Source organism: Aestuarium sp. (assembly GCF_023253315.1).
In the GTDB taxonomy this organism is placed as follows: Bacteria; Pseudomonadota; Alphaproteobacteria; order Rhodobacterales; family Rhodobacteraceae; genus Marivivens; species Marivivens donghaensis.
The window spans coordinates 1-24,138 of sequence record NZ_JALRGW010000031.1 but is presented as its reverse complement, the minus strand read 5'-3'; the positions used below and the strand labels follow the sequence as shown (position 1 = coordinate 24,138).

Sequence of the window (24,138 nt, the reverse complement as noted above, 5' to 3'; positions counted from 1 at the left end):
ACTTTTGCGTTCAGCATGTCTTCGATCGCGCGTCTTTCTCGTAAATTCAGTTCTGTATGGGCCATGTCCGTTCTCCTTGCTTTTCAGCAAGATAGGGGATTTGTCGCAACCCAGTTTAGAATGTGCCCCTGCGTCAGCATAAATAGTGCATAATCAGTATTATGTTAATATATATGTCAGGAAGTAAGTCTTGGACAGGTTATCTTACAATGATATCTACTTTAGCGACAAAGATCACATCAGAACGCCCATATAATGAACTTTATTCGTCTTCTCGAAGAAATCACGAACGCTCCGCGCGTTGACGTTCTTTGGAGCTTGATGACTGAAGCAATGGCGGGATACGGCTTTGATCGTTTGATTTTTGGGTACACGCGGTATCGGACCGAACATTCTTTGGGCGATCCACTTGACTGGGTTCTGCTGACCAATCAGTCGCCTGAATACATGCGGCACTTCATCGATGAAGGTTTGTATTTCAACGCTCCGATGGTTCGCTGGGCGCTGGAAAATGAAGGCGCCTGTAGCTGGTCTTGGCTCCAAGATCGGATCGCTGCTGGCGAACTGAGCGCCGCAGAAATCGCAGCCTTAGAGTTTAATCGGTCGATGGATGTTGTCGCTGGCTACACGATCAGTTTCAGTTCCATTTCCGCTCGGACCAAAGGCGCCATTGCGCTGACTGGACGCAAAGGCCTAAGCCAAGCTGATGTGGATCGAATTTGGGCCGAACATGGCCGCGAAATCGTTCTCATTAACAATGTGGCTTACCTGAAGTTAATGACCCTACCCTACTCCCATGCGCGGCCTCTGACAAAACGTCAGCGCGAGGTTCTCGAGTGGGTCGGTGACGGAAAAACGACCCAAGATATCGCACAGATTATGGGCCTTACAGCAGCAACCGTTGAGAAACATCTGCGCCTAGCACGCGACAACCTAGACGTCGACACCACCGCACAAGCCGTTCTAAAGGCTGCATTTTTCAACCAAATGTTTGTCATTGACCCCTAAAGCAACCTAGGCGCGTAAAGTATACGACTGATACTAAGTTAAAGGTAAGGTTTACCGTACTTTTCGCCTCTAAACTTTTACGGTTACCTACAATTGTCCGTGAGTGGTGGCCTTGGGCCTGGGACAAAGCGATGCGGAACCCCTGTTAATTGTCAGGATAACCGTATCGTTCCGGTTTAACCGGTTGCTGGGGTGTTAAGGTTTGCCTTGATGGTCCAGCCCATAAAAAGCATGTGGGTGTCCATCCCATCCTGATATCTGCATGATTTTGCGGCGCGACGTTCTCCCGATGTCGCGCCGCTTTTTTGTTTTAGTCTCAGGCACTAAAACGAAAAAGGCCCGCCAAAATTGGCAGGCCCCTTCCCTAAAACTGCGAAAGCAGAATTATTTGTTCATTGCAGCAACTTCAGCTGCGAAGTCGCTAACTTCTTTTTCGATGCCTTCGCCAACAGCCATGCGGATGAAGCCAGTAACTTCAACGCCAGCTTCTTTTGCAGCAGCTTCGACGGTCAGGTCAGGGTTCACAACGAACGCTTGGCCCAGCAGTGTCGATTCAGCAACGAACTTAGCCATACGGCCAACGATCATCTTCTCGATAACTGCGTCCGGCTTGCCGGATTCACGTGCGATTTCGATCTGAACAGAGCGCTCTTTTTCAACGAGAGCCGGATCCATGTCCGCTTCGCTGAGTGCAGCAGGCGACGCTGCAGCGATGTGCATTGCAACTTGCTTACCGAATGCTTCGTTCTCGCCCGAAAGAGCAACCAGAACGCCGATTTTGCCCATGCCGTCAGCAGCAGCGTTGTGAACGTAGGTCACAACCGAAGCACCTTCGATTACAGCCATGCGGCGCAGGGTCAAGTTCTCACCAATTTTCGCGATTGCGTCGGTTACGGTCGACTCAACGGATTTACCGTTGATTTCAGCTGCTTTGAGCGCATCAACGTCAGAAACGGTCAGAGCTGCACCCGCGATTGCGGTAACCATGCCCTGGAATTCTGCGTTTTTAGCAACGAAGTCGGTCTCAGAGTTAACTTCGATCGCAACGCCTTTGCCGCCAGCTACTGCAACAGCAACGAGGCCTTCAGCAGCAGTACGGTCAGCTTTTTTCGCGGCTTTCGCGAGGCCTTTGGTACGGAGCCAGTCTACAGCTGCTTCCATGTCGCCATCAGTTTCGGTCAACGCTTTTTTAGCGTCCATCATGCCTGCGCCGGTCGACTCGCGCAGTTCTTTCACCATAGCTGCGGTGATAGCCATTTCACATCTCCTGCAAATTTGGGTGTCCGGGCGCCGAGATAGCAAGCGCCCGGTAACGATATTGCGACAGTGCCGCGATTAGTTGGCAGCAGCCGCAGCTGCAGCAGCTTCGTCAGCCAGAACTTCTTCAGCCATTTCTTCAACGGCGCCGAGGTCAAAGCCAGCTTTAGCCATCTGAGCGGACATACCGTCCAGAGCAGCGCGTGCAGCCAGATCGCAGTAGAGAGCGATAGCGCGTGCAGCGTCGTCGTTGCCCGGAACAACGTAGTCAACGCCATCTGGCGAAGAGTTGGTGTCAACGATGCCAACAACCGGAATACCCAGTTTGTTTGCTTCGAGGATAGCCAGGTCTTCTTTGTTTACGTCGATAACGACCATCAGGTCAGGAATGCCGCCCATTTCGCGGATACCGCCGAGCGACGCTTGCAGTTTTGCCTGCTCACGTTCAGCGTTCAGACGCTCTTTCTTGGTCAGGCCTTCGAAGCCGCGCTCAGCGGATTCGTCGATTGCCTTCAGACGGTTGATCGACTGCGAAACGGTCTGCCAGTTGGTCAGAGTGCCGCCGAGCCAACGGTGGTTCATGTAGTACTGAGCGCATTTCTCTGCAGCTTCAGCAACAGGCTTCTGTGCCTGACGCTTGGTGCCAACGAAGAGAACGCGGCCGCCTTTAGCAACGGTGTCACGGATGACGTTCAGAGCTTGGTCCAGCATCGGAACAGTCTGAGTCAGGTCGAAAATGTGGATGCCGTTGCGCGAACCGTAGATGTATTTCTGCATCTTCGGGTTCCAGCGCTGTTTCTGGTGGCCGAAGTGAACGCCAGCTTCAAGCAGCTGACGCATGGTGAACTCTGGAAGAGCCATGTCGTTATTCCTTACCGGTTTAGCCTCAGCGGGGGATCAGACATTCGTCCAACCGGAGGATGGTATGGGATTTCTCCCCATAGCACCCGCCCCCGCCTGCGGAGTTGAAGTGGTGCGCGTTTATACCACGCTCACCCAAGACGCAACCCGTTTTACAGATGTTAAAGAATAGTGCGCTCAATTACCCACCAAATCCCCATCATCGCAATCGCAGCCGACGCTGGAACTGCGATCACACGGCGATACCATGGCCTATTTCCGAACCACAGACCGACTGCAAGGAATGCCACAGCTATGACGAACAACTGACCCAGTTCGACGCCAATATTAAATCCGATCAGCGCAGCTACAAACCCATGTTGCGGCAGACCAAATTCCTCGAGCACAGACGCAAAGCCGAGGCCATGCAATAACCCGAACCCAAAGATCAAGAACGGTCGCCACGGCGTCAACTGACCTTTCATAAAGATGTTTTCAATCGCCACATATGCGATCGACGCCGCGATCAGCGGTTCAACTATCGATCCGGGCACAGCAACGTAACCCAGCGATGCCAAAGCAAGCGTAATCGTATGTGCCGCCGTAAATGCCGATACCTGCCACAGAAGCGGCCTCATGCGGGTCGAGAGGAAAAACAGGCCGAGCACGAATAGGATATGATCCAAGCCCATCGGCACGATGTGGGCAAAGCCTGTTGGAATGTAGCTGACAAAGGTTTGCCAAATCGGCAAAGCACCTCCTCCGCCAAGAGGGATCGGTCCAGAATTTTCGCCGCCAACGAGGTATCCCGTGTAGGGCTCGTCCACTCCGATTTGACGCAGAACAATCGTCCCGTAATTCGACGCCCATTCAAAAGTGGCCTCATTCGCTCCTACCCCAACATCGGCAAAAATCTTCACTGTCGATAACCGAGGGACGTCAGAATTTTCGACCTCAGGGGCAACTACAGCGGCCAACTCTAGAGGCACAGATGCCCCATCTACGGAAAGAACAATGCCTTCCGAAAACGCTGGCCACGCGGCTGTGAACTCGCTCTCTAGCTCCGCCCCCGACAAATCATGCAGAGCATCATATCGTGCCGCCTCTGGCGCTTCGTTCGTATCAACAACAGAACCGAGGTCGATCCCCGCCAGAACACCCTCTAGGTTCATCTCTAGTGACAATTCGATCCGCCCATCAACGTAGGCCAAGTCCGCAACAGCGGGTTGAACTTCATGCGCTTGGGCAGTCGGCGCTACGATCATCACCGAAACGAGAGTTGACAGAACACCAGCAAAGATCACCTTTGCTAGGCCTAAAAAGGATTTGATCATGCGTATTGCCTCACTCGCTCTTCTCTTGCTGGCAACGCCAGCGGTGTCCCACGAGCTTTGGCTCGAACCGCTCGCCTATCAGGTGAGTAGTCAGGGTAGAATTGAAGCGAATATTGTCAACGGCCAAAACTTTGAAGGCCCCAATTTGGTTTACCTTCCCCAACGTTTCGAACGGTTTGAAGTGATTAACCTTGACCTCGAAACTGACGTGGCTGGCCGCGCTGGCGACCGCCCTGCCCTTGCCATGGATGCACCAACTGATGGGCTCCAAATTCTCGTGTATCAGTCTACGCCCACGCTGTTGAATTACGAAAACTGGGAAAAGTTCGCCCGCTTTGTCGAACACAAAGATCTGGGGATTGAACGGGCCGATCATGATGCGCGCGGTATCCCCGACACCGACTTCAAAGAAACCTACATACGGTTTTCCAAGTCACTCGTCGGCGTCGCAGATGCAGCCGGAACGGATCGACGTGTAGGGCTAGAGACCGAACTCGTCGCCCTCATGAACCCTTACACTGATGATCTGTCTAACGGCTTTGCCGCTCAGCTGTTCTACCACGACGATGTCCGCGCCAACGAGCAGGTTGAAGTTTTTGACAAAGCGCCAGACGGCACCGTGACGGTTGAGCGGCTACGCACTAACGACCAAGGGATTGTAACCCTGCCCGTCGCTGCAGGTCACGCTTATATGCTGGATGCCGTTGTGATCCGAGAACCGTCCGGCGATGATCAGACCGAAGCCGTTTACGAGACGCTCTGGGCCAACCTCACCTTTGCGGTTCCAGAATAGCTTGCAGCGGCAGCGTAGCCGCGTCATGACAGGCGTATGGAAACCAAAGCTGACATCTTATGCATCGGGTCGGTCCTCTGGGACGTGATCGGACGGTCCTCAGTGGTCATGCGCGTCGGATCAGACGTGCCAGGCCGCATCACTCGTATTCCTGGCGGCGTTGCGATGAATATCGCGATGACGCTCACCCGTTTTGGGATGACACCCACCCTACTCACCGCCATTGGCCGCGATAACGAAGGCGAAGAACTGGTTGGCGAATGTCAGCGGATGGGCATCCTGACCGATCACGTCTATCGCTCCGAGGATTTGCCGACCGACAACTATATGGCTGTCGAAGGTGCGAACGGCCTGATCGCTGCGATTGCCGATGCGCATTCCTTGGAACAAGCAGGCGATAAAATCCTGCGTCCGTTGTCGAACGGCGCACTTGGAACCGCGGAAGACCCATACGCTGGGCCTGTCGCCCTCGACGGCAACCTGACGGTAGACCTGCTGCGGGATATCGCCGTCTCGCCGCTTTTTGCTGCTGCAGACCTCCGTGTTGCTCCGGCAAGCCCCGGTAAGGCCGACCGCCTCTTGGCGCTCCTCGGCCATCCATCAGCCACGCTTTACGTAAACCTCGAAGAGGCTGGCCTATTGTGCCGTCAAACCTTTGAAACCTCCGAAGACGGCGCCAGAGGTCTAATCGCACGCGGTGCGAAACGGGTTCTTGTGACCGATGGCGGCAAATCCGCATCCGAGGCCACGGGCGATAGCGTCCTTACACAGACCCCGCCTCAAGTGCTCGTGACCCGTGTGACGGGGGCTGGCGATACATTTATGGCCGCGCATATCGCTGCCGAACACGCTGGCGCAGACCGTGAAGAGGCGCTACATCGCGCCCTTTCCGCCGCCGCAACTTACGTTTCAGGAGAACTCCCACGATGATCCCCATGTCCTTTTCCCCCGAAGTCTCTGAGGCCATGAAGCTCGGTACGCCGATTGTAGCGCTCGAGAGCACGATCATCAGCCACGGCATGCCCTATCCGCAAAACGTCGAAACCGCCCGACTGGTAGAGGCCGAAGTCCGCGCAAACGGCGCAGCGCCCGCGACAATCGCAGTGATCGAAGGCGTTCTGTGCATCGGCCTTGATGACGCGCAGCTCGAGATGTTTGGCCAAGCGGACGGCGTCGCCAAACTCAGCCGCGCTGACATTGCAGCATGCCTCGCGTCTGGTGGAACTGGTGCTACGACAGTGGCCGCAACAATGATCGCCGCACACCACGCAGGTATCAGCGTTTTTGCAACGGGCGGGATCGGTGGCGTGCACCGCGGTGCCGATCAAACCTTTGACATCTCGGCTGACCTGCCCGAACTGGCACAGACGCCTGTAACTGTCGTGGCTGCTGGTGCCAAAGCCATTCTCGACCTGCCGAAAACCTTTGAGGTCTTGGAAACCTATGGCGTCCCCGTGATTGCCTATGGTCAAGACGAACTGCCAGCATTTTGGTCCCGTACCTCAGGCATTCCCGCACCACTGCGTATGGACAGCGCCGAAGAGATTGCCCGCGCCCACCAAATGCGCGGCCTACTCGACCTGCCAGGTGGACAACTCGTTGCCAACCCGATCCCAGTTGAGGCTGAAATTGCTGCCTCCGAACTCGCGCCAGTGATCGAGGCCGCGCTGAAGGAAGCCGAGGCCCAAGGCATCACCGCCAAAGAGGTCACGCCGTTCCTCCTTGATCGGATGTATCAAATGACCGAAGGCCGCAGCCTGACCGCCAACATCGCACTCGTGCTAAATAATGCGCGTTTGGCGGCCAAAATTGCAGTAGCTCTACACGAACTGACACATAAGTGAGGTATTCGTGTGTTTGGGCGATTGCAGAGCATTCGCCCAGACCCTACTTATCACACTGACTTAACCGATCGGCTTAATCGTGAACGAATTCTCCCACATCGAACCACCCAAGCGCCGCCACTCCATGATCAGCGGCCTGCGCAACAATTTCCTTGCGGGTCTCGTTGTGATCGCACCGATCGGTTTGACCGCTTGGCTCATCTGGACCGTCGTGGGCTGGGTTGATGGTTTTGTTTGGCCGTTTGTCCCTGGATCCTACCATCCAGAAGCACTGATCAACCGTTGGTTCGGTGACCCAAATCCACTAAGCCCTGACCACATCACGATTAACGTTCGTGGCCTCGGTGTTGTGCTTTTCTTTATCGTCACGATCCTCACCGGCTGGGTCGCAAAAGGTCTGATTGGCCGCAGCTTTATCAGCTGGGGCGAAGGGCTTGTATCGCGGATGCCCGTCGTACGTTCGATCTATAACGGCGCAAAACAGCTCGCTGAAACCGTTTTTGCCCAAACTGAAACCAGCTTTGATCGCGCCTGTATGATCGAATACCCGCGCAAAGGCATTTGGGCTGTCGGCTTCATCTCGATCAAAGCCAAAGGTGAAATCGCAACAAAGGTGAAAAGCGACGACAGGATCATGACGGTCTTCTTGCCGACCACACCAAACCCAACATCAGGGTTCCTGTTGTTCGTGCCTGAATCTGATATCACCTACCTCGACATGTCGGTCGAAGATGCCGCCAAATTGGTGATCTCTGCGGGCCTCGTGTATCCCAACGATAAAAAAGTGATCCCGTCAGACACGAAACCAACGGAAAAACCTTAATCAAACATACCCGCTAGGTCGAAACTGCTCGATTTTCCGATGGTGTGTTTGTGATTGCGCAAGAAGTCATCCATCGCCAGACGTCCTGCTTCTTTGAGACGTGACAGTATAACGGGCATGGCGATCATCTTTGTCGCGACGCTGAGTTCCGTCATCAAGGCATCGTCTTCGATCAAATGAACGTTCACGTCTTTCATCCGACCCTTTTTGACCGAGCCGTCCGCAATCAACCGCTTTACAAAATTGATCGCTCGCAACTCGCGCAAGAGCGAGGTGTTAAAGCTGATCTCATTGATACGGTTCTGAATGGATTGGCTGTCTTGCGGCACCGTATCGCGATACAACGGGTTGATGTTCACGATCACAATGTCGTCTGGCAAGTGATTGGGAAATAGCGGGAAAAGAGCGGGATTCCCCGTATATCCGCCATCCCAATAGGCTTCTGTCTTGCCTGTTTTGGGATCATCGATTTCAACGGCCTCGAACAAAGTGGGCAAACATGCCGACGCGAGGATTGCCTTCGTCGTCACCTCATCGTCCTTGAACACTCTGATTTTGCCCGTCCTCACGTTCGTCGCACACACATGCAGCTCAGGCCCGTCGGACGCACACACGGCGTCCCATTCCAATTCACGAATAACGCGTTCCAGCGGGTTCTTAATCACTCCGCCAAAGGCATATGGCGACAAAGCACGCGCCGCAGTATCCCACCAAAAATAGGCAGGAGAATAGGTCAACGCTTGGGTATAAAGTTCAGTCGCAGGCGCAAAGGGCGCAATCCATTTAGCAAGGTTTGTGTCCGTAACAGCGCCGACCTGACGCCACACCCAGTTAAGGCTTTCGCGGGCACCTTCTCGGCCACCATTCACGAAACCTGCTTTGAACGCAGCCCCGTTTAATGCGCCCGCGGATGTGCCTGAAATTGCCGCGACCTCAACGTCGCTCTCGTCGAGCAAACGATCCAACACACCCCACGTAAAAGCGCCATGAGCGCCCCCGCCCTGGAGGGCAAGATTGATTTTATAGGTCATAATTCCCCAAGTATGCAGCAAGCAGCAAAAAATAAGCCGCTCTAGTACAGAAACTTTCCCGACAAATGTCCCGTCGGAGGGTCAACTGGCGCCCCGATGGGCGCCAATCGTCCACTTACAGCGCAGTCCAGCCGCCATCGACGCTAATTGTCGTGCCAGTGATTTGGGCCGCAGCATCCGAACACAGGAACACAGCCGTCCCGCCGATTTGTTCCGTGGTCGCAAACTGTTTAGATGGCTGGCGCGAGAGGATAACCTGAGCCACCGCTTCTTCTTCGGTCAGGTTGTATTCCTTCGCCGTCGCTGGGATTTGCTGTTCGACCAACGGCGTCAGTACGTAACCGGGGCAAATGGCATTACATGTGATGTCTTCTTGCGCGGTCTCGAGAGCGATCACCTTGGTCATTCCGACAACACCATGTTTCGCAGCAACATAGGCCGACTTAAATGGCGATGCGGTCAGGCCATGCGCAGACGCGATGTTCACCACGCGCCCCCAACCCGCCTGACGCATCATCGGCAAGGCAGCAGCCGTTGTGTGGAACGCAGAGTTCATATTGATCGCAATGATCGCATCCCATTTTTCAACTGGGAACTCATCAATCGGCGACACATATTGAATACCCGCGTTGTTCACTAGGATATCGCAGACGCCTGCTTTTTCGATCAGGGCACGACAATCGTCGCCTTTGGACATGTCCGCCTGTATGTATCGCACGGACACCCCGAACTCCGCCGCCATAGAGGCCGCAAGGTCGTGATCCTCAGGACGGTCCGTAAAGGAGTTCAAAACAACGTCCGCACCCGCTTTCGCGAGTTCGCGCGCGACGCCCAGACCGATACCAGAGTTTGAACCTGTGACGACGGCGGTCTTACCTTTGAGTGACATAGATAGTCCCCTATTCGATTACTCGTTGGGCACCATAATGCTGCAACTGCAAAATAATTCAACGAATCTTCCAGCCAAACGCAAAAGAATCGCCCCAAATGGGAACCGATTCCCAAGTGGGTCACGCAGGATCACATTTGCGGGAAAGCCCAAGAAAAAAACGCCGGCACAAGGCCGGCGTTAAGTCATTGAGGCAGGTTTCATACAGGCAAGAAACCTATCGAGCAGTGCCCTCTTTATAAGCAATCCATTGCCACTATCCAAGCTAAAAGTTTGAAAAGGATCAGAACCCTAGATACGGTTTGATTCAAACAATACAGGCCAACGGGGGATTGTTATCGAAATGAGACCAGTGTTTTTCAGGAACTTGCGGCAGTCGCTGACCGCGCTTCCGCTTTTGTTCGCCTCCACCTTTGCGTTTGCAGAACCAATGCATGGCATTTCGATGTATGGGGAGCCCGCATTGGCGGATGGCTTCATCTCCCTTCCCTATGCCAATCCAGATGCGCCAAAGGGCGGTGCTATGATCACTGCCGAGGTCGGCACTTTTGACAGCCTCAATCCCTATACCGACAGCGGTAAGGTGCCGTGGCAGATCAGCTACCTTGCAGGTGAGAGCCTGATGGGGCGGTCTTTGGATGAACCTTTCTCTCTTTACGGACTTCTGGCCGAAAGCATTGAGACAGGGCCGAACCGCGAATGGGTCGAATTCACCTTGCGTCCAGAGGCTGCATTCTCGGACGGTAGCCCTGTGACTGTTGACGATGTGATATGGTCCTTTGAAACGCTCGGCACGGTCGGCAACGGTCGCTACCGTGGCTTCTGGTCCAAAGTCGGAAGCATCGAGGCCACAGGCGAACGCTCAGTACGTCTGACCTTCAATACCGAAGACCGTGAACTCGCCCTACTCGCGGGTCTGCGTCCGATCTTGCAAAAGGCCCAGTTCGACGGCGTCGATTTCGCCAACGATGGGCCAGACATGATCCCGATCACATCATCGCCTTACGTGATCACCGATTATGAGATGGGCCGTTACGTCGAATTGACCCGAAACCCTGATTATTGGGGCAACGATGTCCCGTTCCGCCGTGGAACGGCAAACTTTGACACCCTGCGGATTGAATTCTTCGGCGACGAAACCCCAGCGTTCGAAGCCTTTAAAACTGGCGAAGTCAACTTCACCCGTGAATTTAACGAAGCCCGCTGGGACAGCCAATACGACTTCCCCCGCGTTCAAGACGGCGACGTGGTAAAGGCCGTCCTGACCCACGAACGCCCCTCTGGGATGACAGGCTTTGTGATGAACACCCGCCGCGCCCCGTTCGACGATTGGCGCGTGCGTGATGCGATGCTGCAGGTGTTCAACTTTGAATTCATCAACGAGGCGATGACAGGTGGCAGCCAGCCGCGCATTACTTCTTACTATTCGAACTCGCCGCTCGGGATGAAAAATGGTCCCGCTGAGGGCCGCGTTCGTGAGCTCCTCGAACCCTTCGCTGAAAGCCTCCTGCCCGGTGCGATTGACGGATACGAACTGCCCGTAAGTGATGGCAGTGAGTTGAACCGTCGTGGCGTGCGCGCTGCTCTCGCCATGTTTGAAGAGGCTGGCTGGACGCCCGGTGCTGACGGTGTTCTACGCGATGCTAACGGTCAGCCCTTTGAATTCGAAATCCTGATCCAAACAGGCGCCAGCGAAATCGAAGCCATCGCCGATATGTATGTCCAAGCCCTCCAGCGGGTCGGCGTTCAGGCCAAAGTGACAAACGTCGACAGCGCCCAGTTTGCTGAACGCAACGGCACCTATGATTTCGACGTCACCTATTATCGCCGCGGTCTGTCGCTCTCACCTGGCAACGAACAATACGCCTACTACGGCTCTGAATATGCTGACGCCCAAGGCGGGCGTAACCTCATGGGCGTAAAGTCCGAAGCTGTAGACGCCTTAATCGGGCATCTCTTGACCTCAGAGAGCCAAGACGATTTTGTAGCGGCTGTACGGGCGCTTGACCGCGTCCTCACTTCGGGGCGATACGTCCTACCGATCTACCAATGGAACATCACACGGATTGCGCATGACAAAGACCTCCACTACCCCGCAGAAATGCCCATCTTTGGCGACTGGCCAGGCTGGCAACCGGATGTCTGGTGGCATGAAGACTAAGGCCGTCCTAGTCGCTGCGACGCTTCTGGCTCTCGCTGGCTGCAACACGGTTGCAGGTGTCGGCGAAGATATCGCAGGCGGCGCGCGAACTGTTCAAACATGGTTCTAAGCGGAAAATCGGGCCGGTTCGCCGGCCCTTTTTATTAGGCGAGCGATGTAACCCAAAGGATCAATGCATCTTCGGGGCTGGTCGACACAACGTTGTGCCCCATTGACGCATCGTAGTAGGCGCTATCGCCGCGTTTCATCTCAACAGGCTCGTAAAATTCGGTGAATAGTTTGACCGTGCCCGTCAGCACATACAAAAACTCTTCGCCATCGTGGCGCACCCAACCGTCGAACTCATCCATGCTGCGTGCTCGGACACGAGCGCGATACGGCAGCATTTGTTTTTTGGTCAGCTGATCCGCCAGCATCTCATGTTCATATGTCGCTGTGATATGCGCACCACCTTCGCCACCACGGGTCATGACCATCCGGCCATTCACTTGTGTCCGACTGGGCGGGGTGAACAACTGAGGCACGGAAATTCCCAACCCTACAGCGAGCTTTTTAAGCGCGTCATAGGTCGGTGACATTTGCCCGTTTTCGATTTTTGACAAGGTCGACCGCGCAAGTCCCGCCTGTTGGGCCGCTTGCTCAAGCGTCCAATCCCGTTCTTTGCGCAACTCACGAACCCGCACCCCTAAATCGAGAGGCAGTGCCGATTCAGTTTCGCCACTTTCGCGGGCAATGCGGATGAGGCTTGTATTGTCGTTTTTTGTCATGGCGTCTGTATACGGCTTTGATTGATATGCTTGCAATGACTTCAAAGCCCTTCTAGCGATGTCACATGATTAGCGAAATCGACACCAGCCCTTTCACTGCCTGTCCAGAGCCGTTCAATATGGCCGACCACGTCCTGCAGGCTGGCCGTGCAACGCCCGACAAGGTCGCCCTCTCTGTGATCAGCAAAAACACAGCCGAGGAATGGACTTTTGCCGACCTAGAAACCGCAATTCGTGGTGTCGCGGCTGGACTTCTGGCCCAAGGATTGACCGTTGGTGACCGCGTTTTGATGCGCTTGGGCAATACGCCTGAGTTCCCGATCTGCTATCTGGCGTCGATTGCTGTCGGGCTCATTCCCGTCCCGACCTCGTCGCAGCTTACCGCGACAGAGATCAGCAAGATCGCAAAAGAGATTGACCCAGCCCTCATCGTTGCCGATGACGGGATCGCTCTCCCCGATCACAACGCCCCTGTCCTGATGGCGTCAGAACTAGAGGCGTTTCACAGCCTCGCGCCTGTGCCGTTTGATTTTGGGCCGTCTGATCGCCCCGCCTATATCATCTACACCTCTGGCACCTCTGGAAAACCTCGTGCCGTCGTTCACGCCCACCGCGCAGTCTGGGCGCGTCAAATGATGTGGACGGGCTGGTATAATTTGCGTCCGACAGACCGCCTGATGCACGCAGGCGCGTTCAATTGGACCTATACGCTAGGTACGGGGCTCATGGACCCTTGGGCCGCTGGCGCAACGGCCCTCATCCCCGCAAACGGAACGAAACCTACGGACCTCCCCGCGCTCATCACGGCACATCAGGCAACCCTGATCGCCGCCGCACCGGGTGTGTATCGTCAAATGTTGCGCTCTGACATTCCAGCCATGTCGACCCTCAGACATGGGTTTTCCGCTGGCGAAAAACTGCCCGAAAGCCTTCGTGAGGCGTGGACCACCGCAACAGGCACCAAACTCTACGAAGCCTACGGCATGTCCGAATGTTCGACTTTCCTATCGAGTTCCCCGTCACGCCCTGCGCCCACTGGAACACTCGGTTTCCCTCAGACAGGTCGACGGATCGCTTTGATCGATGAAAACGGCCCTGTTCCTATTGGCAAAGCAGGCACCATCGCGGTTCACAAATCGGATCTCGGGTTGATGATCGGCTACCTCAATCAGCCCGAAGAAACCGCAGCGAGGTTTGTCGGCGATTGGTTCCTCACGGGCGATGTTGGTCGAATGTCAGAGGATGGCGCCATCACATACGAGGGCCGCGCGGACGATATGATGAACGCGGGCGGCTATCGCGTCTCGCCTGTCGAAGTCGAAGAAGCCCTCGCCACGCACCCCGACATCCACGAGGTCGCCGCGAGCGAAGTCACCGTCAAAGCCGGCACAACCGTGATCGCGGCTTTTTACACCAGCGCCAAAGAAATCGACACTGACGCGCTCGCGGCTTTTGCGGCCTCGCGAATTGCTCGCTATAAATGCCCTCGTATCTTTGTGCGTGTCTCTGTGTTACCGCGTGGCGCAAACAACAAACTACTGCGCCGCAACTTGCGCGCCGATTGGGAGGCCACACATGGTCAAGCTTGATATTTTCGCCGATCCGTCCTGCCCGTGGTGCTATATTGGCAAGGCCTATCTAGACCGTGCTCTCGAACAAGCACCAGACCATCCCTTTACCGTCGAATGGCACCCGTTCCAACTGAACCCTGCTTTACCGAAGGCTGGCGTCGATCGCGCCGCTTACCTCGAAGGGATATTTGGCAGCAAAGACGCTGCAGTCACGGCTCATGTCGAACTGCAGAAACACGCGGATCAAGCTGGCGTGACGTTCAATTTTGACGATATGAAAACCACGCCGAATACCTTGGACGCACATCGCCTCGTGTTCTGGGCAGGGATCGAAGGCCGGCAAACAGCAGCCAAGTCTGCCCTGCTGAAGGCCTACTGGACCGAAGGCCGCGACATCGGTAGCGCCGAAGTCCTTTGCGATATCGCTGATAGCATCGGACTGGACGCGGCTGTTATTGCACGACTTTTGAAGTCGGACTCAGATGTGGAAAGCATTCTTAAACGCGAGGCGCACAGCCGCGAAATGGGTGTCCGTTCGATGCCGACCTATATCGTCGGCGGCCAACACGCTATCGCTGGCGCACAACCCACTGAACTGTGGTCGAAAGTCATCGCTGACATCAAAGAGATGATCGCAACAGATGCATAAAAAAACAGGCGTAACGCATTACGCCTGCTTGCTTTTCTTCTCTTCAGCAACTTTTTCAGCAAGGTCTTTGGCAATCGCAAAGGCCCCTTTGATCTTATCGGCTTCGGTTTTCCACTCGCGGCCGACTACGATCTTGTTGTCTTTGACCTTCGCCATGCCTTTTTGCGCCTGAATAAATTCAACCAGCCCTTTAGGTGATGCGAATTTATCGTTGTGGAACCGAATGGTCGCGCCCTTAGGTCCACCGTCAAGCTGGCTGATACCCGCGCGTTTACACATCGCCTTGATCCGCACGATGAGCATAAGTGTGTTCACCTCTTTCGGCAACGGACCGAAACGGTCGATCAGTTCAGCCGCGAACCCTTCGAGTTCGACCTTTTTAGTCAACGCCGAAAGGCGACGATAGAGGCCAAGACGTACGTCAAGGTCAGCCACATAAGTCTCTGGGATCAATACAGAAACGCCAAGGTTGATCTGCGGCGCCCACTGTCCGTCGTCGTCCGACATACCAATCGCGCCAGACTTGATCCGCGCAATCTCGTCTTCCAGCATTTGCTGGTACAACTCGTACCCGACCTCATTGATGTGGCCCGACTGCTCCTCTCCCAGAAGGTTACCTGCACCACGGATATCAAGGTCTTGAGACGCAAGGGTAAATCCAGCCCCAAGGGTATCAAGGCTCCCCAACACTCGAAGACGCTTTTCGGCCTGAGGCGTCAGTTTCGCGCGCGGCTTAGTCGTCAGATAGGCATAGGCGCGGGTCTTCGATCGACCGACACGCCCTCGGATTTGATAGAGCTGCGCAAGACCAAACATATCAGCACGGTGCACAATCATCGTGTTCGCCGTCGGAATATCCAAACCGCTCTCGACAATCGTTGTTGCCAAAAGCACGTCGTATTTCCCGTCGTAGAACGCGTTCATACGATCATCGAGCTCACCCGCCGCCATTTGGCCATGTGCCACAACGAATGACACTTCTGGCACTTCGCGTTTGAGCCAATCCTCCATCTCGGGCAGATCAGACAAACGCGGCACAACAAAGAACGACTGGCCACCGCGATAATGCTCGCGCAAGAGCGCCTCGCGGATCGTGATGGTGTCGAATTCGCTGACATAGGTGCGGATCGCCAAACGGTCGATGGGTGGCGTGCCGATAATCGACAGATCGCGCACCCCAGAGAGCGACAATTGCAGCGTCCGTGGGATCGGTGTCGCGGTCAGCGTGAGAACGTGAATGTCAGAGCGTAGCTGTTTCAGGCGCTCTTTGTGCTGAACGCCAAAGTGCTGCTCTTCGTCGATGATCAGCAGGCCAATGTTGTTGAACTTCACGCCTTTCGCCAGCAGCGCATGGGTTCCGACAACAATATCCACCTGCCCGTTCGCCATGCCTTCACGGGTTTTCGCCGCATTCCCAGCACTAACAAACCGCGACAGAGGCGCAACGTTAATCGGGAAGCCACGGAACCGTTCGGCAAAGTTCTTATAGTGCTGACGCGCAAGCAAAGTCGTCGGCGCAATCACCGCAACCTGAACGCCCGACATCGCCGCAACAAAGGCCGCGCGGATTGCAACCTCGGTCTTGCCAAAGCCCACGTCGCCACAGATCAAACGATCCATCGGACGACCAGAATCCAGATCCTCTAGCACATCGGAAATCGCCTGAAGCTGATCCTCGGTTTCCGCATAGGGGAAACGTGCAAGGAACTGATCCCACATGCCATCGGGTGGTGACAGAACAGGCGCTTTGCGCAACTCACGTTCGGCCGCCACACGGATCAAACGTTCCGCCATCTGGCGAATACGCTCTTTCATGCGGGCTTTTTTCGCCTGCCACGCACCACCGCCCAGACGATCTAAAAGACCGTCCTCGTGCCCGAATTTAGACAGCAGTTCGATGTTCTCAACAGGCAGGTAAAGCTTTGATCCTTCGGCATATTCCAGAAGAATACACTCATGCGCGGCGCCCAAGGCTTGAACGACCTCAAGGCCCTTGTATCGTCCGACACCGTGATCAACGTGTACGACAAGATCACCGGGTGTCAGGCTCTGCGTTTCGGTCAGGAAATTCTCTGCTTTACGCTTTTTCTTAGTCTGCCGAATAAGACGATCACCCAGAACATCCTGTTCAGAAATGACCGTCAGGCCTTTGGTTTCAAATCCTTTTTCAAGGGGCCATATGGCGAGGTGTAGACCCGTTTTCCCAACGCGCGAGAAGTTCTGCACGGGGATCACTTCGCCAGCGCCCTCATCCTCCAAAAGCCCCATCAGACGTTCGCGCGCACCCTCGGAATAGGAGGCCACAACAACAGGACCCTCAGAAGATCGAGCCTTAACGTGCAGCATCAGAGCTTTGAAAAGGTTTACATTTTCCTGCTGGCGTTCAGGTGCAAAATCGCGACCAATACGACCGCCTGCGTCGATCACACCCAGACCAGTCGATTGTTTGAGCGGCGTAAATTGCAGCACACGACGATCCGCGATGACGGCCTCCCATGTGGGATCGTCCATGTACATCAAGGCAGGCGGCGCTGGCTTGTAAACGCTGTCCATCCGCCCTTTTTGTTTCAAGGCAAACATCCGCGTGTCATAGACGTCTTCGATCATCGTCCATCGGGCGAGCCGCGTTGGCGTGACCTGATCGTCAATCGTCACCGTTGCGGTTGGGACGTAGTCAAACAACGTCTCGAGGTGGTCATGGAAGAACCCGAGCCAATGTTCCGCGCCCGCATGTTTGCGCCCCGCACTGATCGCCTCATACAGAGGGTCGTCAGTGCCAGCCGCGCCAAATTCGATACGGTAGTTCTGACGAAAGCGCGTGATCGCTGCCTCATCGAGGATCACCTCGGAGACAGGCGCGAGTTCTACGACATCGAGCTTTTCCGTTGTCCTCTGGCTCGCTGGATCAAACCGTCGCGCACTGTCGAGAACGTCGCCAAAGAGATCCAGTCGTACAGGACCCGCTTCACCTGGAGGGAAGATATCAATGATCCCGCCCCGAACCGCATAGTCGCCAGGCTCCATCACAGTTGGTGATTGGGTAAATCCCATGCGCACCAAATACTGTTTTAACGCAGCCTCATCGATGCGGCTATTCACCCGCGCCGTAAAGGACGCCTCTTTCAGCAGCCCCCGCGCAGGGACACGTTGTGTCGCTGCATTGAGCGTCGTCAGCAGAACGAACTGCTTTGGCATCCCATGCGCCAGTGCCGCCAAGGTCGCCATACGGGCCGCACAAATATCAGCGTTCGGAGATACACGGTCGTATGGCAAACAATCCCACGCAGGAAACACAACCACAGGCATCTCGGGCGCGTAAAACGCCAAGGCCGCCTGCATTTCAGTCAATCGACGATCATCCCGCGCAATATGGAGCACGGGAGCGCCGGATTTTCCGACTTCATCAAGGATCAATTTCGCGTCGAACCCCTCGGGGGCGCCGCAAACGGTAATGTGGGATTGTGATTTCATGCGCGAGACCTACCCCGCCACGGGGTAAAGTCAACTCAGAACCCGTAAGCACCGCCAAGGTTCTGATACATCCCGTAAGTCGCAGTCACAAAGATCGAGAACATACCGATGAATTGCACATAGGTGCGGTGACGCCGCAAACGGCGAAACAGCACTTCAGGCTCCATGCCCTCGGACCTTATCAGCATCGCTGTATTGATCGACAAAAGTCCCACCAATGACAACGGAAACCCGAGGAGGAACAGTGCCTCCGCGAATTCGATATGGTAAACGAACGCCAACAAAAACAGCCCTGTCAGCACAAAGCACATAAAGCCCGTAAGCCATAATCCGGATTGATGAGAGATATAGAGCAGACGGTTCACATTGACCCGAACAATCGCTTGTAGGTCTGCAAACGGCTCTCCGCCCTCGCGGGCGGCACGTTGAATGAGGTCAAAGGGAACACCAATCACCCAGTGACTGGTCGTCGACCACAGCACAGCGAGCGCAATCCAGAACCAAAGGTTCGAGAAAGAGCGTAAATCGATGACTTCAAATACCGTCTGGGTCCAGTTCACTGTCGTGCCTGATCTTTGTTTTTCGCCAACCTAAACTTCACCTGCGGCAAAGCCTAGACTTGTCGTCATGAAATTTCCGTGGCACCCATCGTGTGTGACATGAAAGGCCCGCTATGAAACCCACCGTCGCCCAATACCCTGCCGCTCGTTTGCGCCGCGTTCGTAAATCCCCTGCCATTCGCGCTTTGGTTCGTGAAAACACGCTGACCACAGACGATTTCATCTGGCCCGTCTTCCTCATGGAAGGCAGCGACGATGAAACCTCAATCGCGTCGATGCCAGGTGTGACTCGAAAAACGATCGACCGTGTGGTCAAGGCCGCCAAAGAAGCGCACGACTTGGGTATCCCCGCGATGTGCCTGTTTCCCTATACCTCGATGGAACATCGGACCGAAGATTGCGCGATGGCGTGGTCACCCGACAACCTGACAAACACAGCAATTCGCGCGATCAAAGATGCCGTTCCCGAAATGGCAATCATGACGGACATCGCGCTCGACCCCTATAACATCAATGGGCACGACGGTTATGTGGTCGATGGCGAAATCATCAATGATGAAACGGTAGAGGCATTGGTGAAAATGGCACTGGCTCAGGCTGAGGCTGGTGCAGATATCCTCGGCCCATCCGACATGATGGACGGCCGCATCGGCGCAATGCGGTCTGCGCTGGAGAGCGAAGGCTATCAGAACGTTGCGATCCTGTCCTACACCGCCAAATACGCTTCGGGCTTCTATGGTCCGTTCCGTGACGCCGTTGGCGCATCGGGCGCGCTAAAAGGCGATAAAAAGACCTACCAAATGGATCCGGGCAACAGTGATGAGGCGCTCCGCCTTGTCGAACGCGACCTGATGGAAGGCGCGGATATGGTCATGGTGAAACCGGGAATGCCCTACCTCGACATCTGTCGTCGCGTGAAAGACAGCTTTGGCGTCCCGACCTATGCCTATCAAGTTTCAGGCGAATACGCGATGATCCAAGCTGCCGTTCAAAACGGTTGGCTCGATGGGGAAAAAGTCATGCTCGAAAGCCTCCTGTGCTTTAAACGCGCAGGCTGCGACGGCATCCTGACGTATTTCGCCCCCGAGGCAGCGCGGCTCTTAAACGGCTGACACCCGCGCAAATCTTATGTAGTGGATGACAGGCGCGAAAATCGCGCCTATAGTTCGCGTGATAGAGCGGCAAAAGCCGCCCCCAGATAGAGGCACGAGCAATGACCCTTCTTACCCGCCGCAATTTTGCGTTAGGCTCTTTGGCAACGACTGTCGCCGCCTGTTCCAACGGTGTTGGCACAAATGCCGCCGCGACAATTGACGCGCGCGTCGATAGCACGCTGTCGTATATGTATAGCACCTACCCTGCGACCCGCGATCTTTCGATGAAAGCCGCTGGTATGCTGGTTATGCCGCTCGTAACCGAAGTTGGCTTTGGTCTAGGTGGATCGTTCGGTCGTGGTGCCCTACGGATCAGCCAATCCACCGTCGACTACTACTCTGCCGCATCGGCGAGCGCGGGTCTCCAGCTTGGCGGTCAGCAATATAGCCACGTTCTGTTCTTCATGACCGAAGAAGCGCTGATGGAGTTCCGCTCCTCTCCGGGTTGGGCCGCTGGTGCGGACATCGAATACGCGCTGAACGATCAGGGCGATACGCTGCGCGCTCAGACGACGACTTCGCTGTCGCCCGTGATTGCGGTCGTGTTCGCTCAGGCGGGGTTCCGCGTTGGCGCCACGCTCGAAGGCACCAAATACACCCGCATCCTTCCGTAAAACCATGACAGCGCCGGCACCCTCCGTTGGCACTGTCGTCCTGATCCTCGCTGCTGGGCAGTCGTCGCGGATGCGCGGCGGTGATAAACTGTGCGAGCTTGTCGATGGCGTGCCCTTGTTGCGGCTTCAGTGTGAACGCGCGCTCGGGCTTGGCCTTCCCGTCTACGTCGCCCTGTCATCGGCAGACCACCCGCGTCTGGCGCTCATCGCGGACCTGCCCGTGAACCATCTCATCGTCCCCGAAGCATCCGAGGGAATGTCTGGTTCCATGCGTGGAGCAGTCGCGCAAATGCCGGAGTGGTCCCATTTGCTCATGGTCCTGCCTGATTTGGTTGAAATTGAAACCACAGATATGGCAGCGGTTCTAGCGGGTCCAACCATTGCCCCCGATGCCCTCATTTGGCGCGGCGCAACCGAAGACCTGCAACCCGGTCATCCGATCCTTTTCGACGGCTCGTTGCGCGAAAATTTTGCTACGATCAGCGGCGATCAAGGTGGCAACTGCATCGTGCGCCCGTATCGCGACCGAATGCATCTCATCCCCCTGCCCGATCAACGCGCCCGACGCGACCTCGACACGCCCGAGGACTGGGCCGAATTTCGCGCAGAAACAGGCCGCTGAAACGCAACATCCCGATGTCTCGGGCCACGAGGGTGTCGCCCAAGATCATCGGGATGGCTGTCTGACCCACCTTCAGACTTGCGACCGGAAAAGTAGCCCCCTTCCGGTCAGCTGCACGTCTTAACGGACCAGAAGTTTGGCCTCGTGTTTTTTCAGCGCACGACGAGCGGATTGATAATCCTGAATGCCCGCTTTCTCTTTCAGCTCTGGGAAGAGTTCGAAAATCTCGTTCCGTTGGCTGTTGCCGATACCTTTGAGGCTGTAATCACCCGGCTGGAAGCTCTCTGTCCACGCGCCATCCGACAGCACCACTTCATGACGTTCAAACATGAAGTGAATGTAAGTCGTGTTGGTCACATCAACCTGATGGATACCCCCGCTACCGACCAAGTGTTTCGCCGCAGCCAGAACTTCACGCTCTTCAAAGTAGAGTTGCGTGAGGTCAGAGGCGACCAGAACACGGTGGTTCGGCGACACAAGCATATCACGTTCCGGCAGACCGTTACCCAAAGCGCCTGCCTTGATCAGGATCGGCTTGAGGTGCGGGTTCGCAATCAGCTGCTTGCCCGGCATCTCTTTCTGACCCAACCAAGCAATCTCTTGGATGCCATTGTCGCGGGTGATGATCTTGTCACCAACATGGAGCTGTTCCACAGGAACCTGGCCACGCGGTGTCGCGATCAACGTACCTGGTGTGAAGCACGGAATAACATTCTCGATTTCCGAGAAGGTCATCACGGACCCATCGTTGAAGAACACAGTCCCAGCTTCAGGATCGTTGCTGTTGTAGACGATATGATCGACACCGCTGCCGGTCAGGTTCAGCACGTCAACATCTAGACCATCAGCGTCTTCGCCACCGACAACAATGTCGCCACCGTTGCCGCCGTAGAAGGTGTCATTCCCGAAGCCACCCTGCATGATGTCTTCGCCCGTGCCACCGATGATGATGTCATCATCGTCCCCACCAAAGATGAGGTCGTCACCTTGGCCACCTTGCAGCGTGTCATCACCAGCGTTGCCGTGAATGACGTCGTCATCAATAACGCCATCAACGAAGTCGTTGCCAGCGCCACCGCTGATCAGGTCATCGTCATCGCCGCCGTAGATGGTGTCGTTGCCAGCACCGCCCGAAATGATGTCCTTGTTGTTATTGGTAACAAGGTCTTCACCGAGGTCGTTGCTATCACCGTCGCCATCCAGATCATCAGGAAGGTCGAGGACATCAGTCGTCAAACCACCGTAGATCAGGTCGTCGCCGTCACCGCCGAGGATCTGGTCATCGCCTTCGCTGCCGATGATGGTATCGTTGCCATCCTCACCGTAGATCAGGTCGTCATCGACGCCACCGTCAATCGTGTCATTGCCAGTGCCACCATAAATGGTGTCATTGTCATCGCCCGTGGTGATCGTGTCGTTGCCAGCTCCGCCATAAACGGTATCCCGATCATCGAATGGATCGCTATCAGCCGCATAGACACCTGGATAGGCCGTATCGGGGCTTTGCTGACCACCTGCGGTGTTGATGATATCGTCACCATCTTCACCAAAGACTGTATCCGAACCACTATCATCTAGGATCGTATCATTGCCGACGCCGCCATAGACTTCGTCATCTCCATCGCCCGAGAGGATGGTGTCATCACCCTCGTAGCCATAGATCAGGTCGTCATTACCAGTGTCACCCGGCAGGATCGCGTCATCATTGTCAACGAAGTCACCATTCGGATCGTCCGCATAGTTGTCGTCAATGATATCGTCGCCCGAGGTCCCTTCGACCGTTCCATCTGGAACTGGCGGAGGCGGCGGAGGCGTATCATTCACCGTCACAGTGACAACAGCATCAGCGGTCAGACCATCCGCATCTTCGATGGTATAGCTGATTGTCGCCTCACCTTCGAAGCCAGCTGCAGGTGTAAAGACAACCTTATTGTCAACGATTGCGACGCTGCCATGAACGTCAGGGACAGATGCATTTGTCACCGTTAGGACAGTGCCATCTGGATCGCTGTCGTTTTCCAGAACGTCAATGGTGACTGCCGTTTCAAAGTCAGTCGTTTCAACATCATCAACCGCAATCGGTGCCTCAAGAACGCTGTTTACAGTGACCGTGACTTTAGCCACATCGACCGCACCCTCTTCGTCCTCGATGGTGTAGTCGATCGTCGCCTCACCAAAGAAGTTCGTTGCAGGTGTAAAGACCAGCTTATTACCAACAATCGCCACAGTGCCTTGGGCTGCAGGGACAGTTGCACCAATCACAGTAGGCGCACCGCCATCTGGGTTCTGGTCGTTGGCCACAACGTCGATGGTTACAGGCGTATCTTCGTCCGTCTGCGCAACGTCATCCACCGCAACGAGGTCATTCACCGGCAGAACATCAACATTCACAACCGCTGTGTCCGTGTTCCCATCGGGATCGGTGACCGTGTAGCTGATCGTCGCCTCACCGTTGAAGTCATCGGCAGGGGTGAACACCAGCTGGCCGTTCACGATCTCGACCGAGCCCTGCTCTGCAGGAACCGTTGCTTCCGTGATCGTCAGCGGCTGGTTGTCTGGATCGCTGTCGTTGTCGAGCACGTCGATGGTGACGGCTGTGTCCTCATCGGTGGTCGCGGTGTCGTCCAGAGCTTCCGGCGCATCGTCAACAGGGTTAACGGTGACCACAACATTCGCTGTGTCCGTGTTGCCATCGGGATCGGTGACCGTGTAGCTGATCGTCGCCTCACCGTTGAAGTCATCGGCAGGGG

The 24,138-nt window shown here is 55.4% G+C and carries 20 protein-coding genes; 11 read left to right on the top strand and 9 right to left on the bottom strand.

Annotated elements, in window-relative coordinates:
- The first annotated feature begins 255 nt into the window (after positions 1-255).
- Complete coding sequence (locus AC1QQ2_RS12685; RefSeq protein ID WP_479713403.1) at positions 256-1,008, top strand: LuxR family transcriptional regulator; 753 nt, start codon at positions 256-258, stop codon at positions 1,006-1,008.
- 384 nt (positions 1,009-1,392) lie between these two features.
- Here AC1QQ2_RS12685 and tsf read toward each other — a convergent pair whose 3' ends face one another.
- From tsf to AC1QQ2_RS12670, 3 genes are all read right to left on the bottom strand, one after another.
- Complete coding sequence (tsf, locus tag AC1QQ2_RS12680) at positions 1,393-2,265, bottom strand: translation elongation factor Ts (protein WP_105235106.1); 873 nt, start codon at positions 2,263-2,265, stop codon at positions 1,393-1,395.
- Positions 2,266-2,343: 78 nt separating this feature from the next.
- A complete protein-coding gene (gene rpsB, locus AC1QQ2_RS12675; RefSeq protein ID WP_067544959.1) occupies positions 2,344-3,126 on the bottom strand; it encodes a 30S ribosomal protein S2 in 783 nt (260 codons plus the stop codon).
- A gap of 161 nt (positions 3,127-3,287) precedes the next feature.
- Positions 3,288-4,439, bottom strand: coding sequence for a HupE/UreJ family protein (locus AC1QQ2_RS12670; protein ID WP_479713402.1), 1,152 nt, complete (start codon positions 4,437-4,439; stop codon positions 3,288-3,290).
- Between AC1QQ2_RS12670 and AC1QQ2_RS12665 the strand changes: the two genes are divergently transcribed.
- The 4 genes from AC1QQ2_RS12665 (at position 4,438) to AC1QQ2_RS12650 (ending at position 7,899) form a co-directional block, all read left to right on the top strand.
- A complete protein-coding gene (locus AC1QQ2_RS12665) occupies positions 4,438-5,232 on the top strand; it encodes a DUF4198 domain-containing protein (RefSeq protein ID WP_479713401.1) in 795 nt (264 codons plus the stop codon). The two genes, AC1QQ2_RS12670 and AC1QQ2_RS12665, sit on opposite strands and share 2 nt — an antisense overlap.
- A 36-nt stretch (positions 5,233-5,268) precedes the next feature.
- On the top strand, positions 5,269-6,162 hold the full coding sequence (locus tag AC1QQ2_RS12660; RefSeq protein ID WP_479713400.1) for a PfkB family carbohydrate kinase: 894 nt from the start codon (positions 5,269-5,271) through the stop codon (positions 6,160-6,162).
- Positions 6,159-7,076, top strand: coding sequence for a pseudouridine-5'-phosphate glycosidase (locus tag AC1QQ2_RS12655; protein ID WP_479713399.1), 918 nt, complete (start codon positions 6,159-6,161; stop codon positions 7,074-7,076). The genes AC1QQ2_RS12660 and AC1QQ2_RS12655 overlap by 4 nt, the downstream gene beginning before the upstream one ends.
- A 124-nt stretch (positions 7,077-7,200) precedes the next feature.
- Positions 7,201-7,899 carry a DUF502 domain-containing protein gene (locus tag AC1QQ2_RS12650; RefSeq protein WP_479713404.1) on the top strand — a complete coding sequence of 233 codons (699 nt, stop codon included), beginning with the start codon at positions 7,201-7,203 and terminating at the stop codon, positions 7,897-7,899.
- Here the strand turns inward: AC1QQ2_RS12650 and AC1QQ2_RS12645 are convergent.
- Together AC1QQ2_RS12645 and AC1QQ2_RS12640 are read right to left on the bottom strand one after the other, a co-directional pair.
- Entirely contained in the window at positions 7,896-8,930 is a 1,035-nt protein-coding gene (locus tag AC1QQ2_RS12645) for a patatin-like phospholipase family protein (RefSeq protein WP_479713398.1), read from the bottom strand. The genes AC1QQ2_RS12650 and AC1QQ2_RS12645 overlap by 4 nt on opposite strands.
- Before the next feature lie 115 nt (positions 8,931-9,045).
- Positions 9,046-9,819 (bottom strand): 3-hydroxybutyrate dehydrogenase, encoded by a 774-nt coding sequence (locus tag AC1QQ2_RS12640; protein ID WP_479713397.1) that lies wholly within the window; start codon positions 9,817-9,819, stop codon positions 9,046-9,048.
- 343 nt (positions 9,820-10,162) lie between these two features.
- Here AC1QQ2_RS12640 and AC1QQ2_RS12635 point away from each other — a divergent pair, with 343 nt between their 5' ends.
- Positions 10,163-11,980: an extracellular solute-binding protein gene (locus tag AC1QQ2_RS12635; protein WP_479713396.1), complete on the top strand. Its 1,818-nt coding sequence runs from the start codon at positions 10,163-10,165 to the stop codon at positions 11,978-11,980.
- A 143-nt stretch (positions 11,981-12,123) separates the two neighbouring features.
- Here the strand turns inward: AC1QQ2_RS12635 and AC1QQ2_RS12630 are convergent, their stop codons facing one another.
- On the bottom strand, positions 12,124-12,747 hold the full coding sequence (locus AC1QQ2_RS12630; RefSeq protein ID WP_067544937.1) for a helix-turn-helix domain-containing protein: 624 nt from the start codon (positions 12,745-12,747) through the stop codon (positions 12,124-12,126).
- A 65-nt stretch (positions 12,748-12,812) separates the two neighbouring features.
- Between AC1QQ2_RS12630 and AC1QQ2_RS12625 the strand changes: the two genes are divergently transcribed.
- Entirely contained in the window at positions 12,813-14,336 is a 1,524-nt protein-coding gene (locus AC1QQ2_RS12625) for a class I adenylate-forming enzyme family protein (protein WP_479713395.1), read from the top strand.
- The gene (locus AC1QQ2_RS12620) at positions 14,323-14,967 is read left to right on the top strand and encodes a DsbA family oxidoreductase (RefSeq protein WP_479713394.1); all 645 of its coding nucleotides are present in this window, start codon (positions 14,323-14,325) and stop codon (positions 14,965-14,967) included. The genes AC1QQ2_RS12625 and AC1QQ2_RS12620 overlap by 14 nt, the downstream gene beginning before the upstream one ends.
- 18 nt (positions 14,968-14,985) lie before the next feature.
- Here AC1QQ2_RS12620 and mfd read toward each other — a convergent pair whose 3' ends face one another.
- Together mfd and AC1QQ2_RS12610 are read right to left on the bottom strand one after the other, a co-directional pair.
- Positions 14,986-18,438, bottom strand: a complete 3,453-nt coding sequence (mfd, locus tag AC1QQ2_RS12615) for a transcription-repair coupling factor (protein ID WP_479713393.1) — start codon at positions 18,436-18,438, stop codon at positions 14,986-14,988.
- Between the two features lie 35 nt (positions 18,439-18,473).
- The gene (locus tag AC1QQ2_RS12610; protein ID WP_067544924.1) at positions 18,474-18,998 is read right to left on the bottom strand and encodes a component of SufBCD complex; all 525 of its coding nucleotides are present in this window, start codon (positions 18,996-18,998) and stop codon (positions 18,474-18,476) included.
- 113 nt (positions 18,999-19,111) lie between these two features.
- On the opposite strand from AC1QQ2_RS12610, the gene hemB reads away from it, so the two are divergent.
- The 3 genes from hemB to AC1QQ2_RS12595 all read left to right on the top strand — a co-directional run bounded on the left by hemB (position 19,112) and on the right by AC1QQ2_RS12595 (position 21,388).
- Positions 19,112-20,110, top strand: coding sequence for a porphobilinogen synthase (gene hemB, locus AC1QQ2_RS12605; protein WP_479713392.1), 999 nt, complete (start codon positions 19,112-19,114; stop codon positions 20,108-20,110).
- Positions 20,111-20,211: 101 nt separating this feature from the next.
- On the top strand, positions 20,212-20,766 hold the full coding sequence (locus AC1QQ2_RS12600) for a lipid-binding SYLF domain-containing protein (RefSeq protein ID WP_067544918.1): 555 nt from the start codon (positions 20,212-20,214) through the stop codon (positions 20,764-20,766).
- A gap of 4 nt (positions 20,767-20,770) precedes the next feature.
- Complete coding sequence (locus tag AC1QQ2_RS12595; RefSeq protein ID WP_249947114.1) at positions 20,771-21,388, top strand: nucleotidyltransferase family protein; 618 nt, start codon at positions 20,771-20,773, stop codon at positions 21,386-21,388.
- A gap of 120 nt (positions 21,389-21,508) precedes the next feature.
- On the opposite strand, the gene AC1QQ2_RS12590 is transcribed toward AC1QQ2_RS12595, so the two are convergent.
- On the bottom strand, positions 21,509-24,138 hold a 2,630-nt coding region (locus tag AC1QQ2_RS12590; RefSeq protein WP_479713391.1), incomplete at its 5' end, for a Hint domain-containing protein.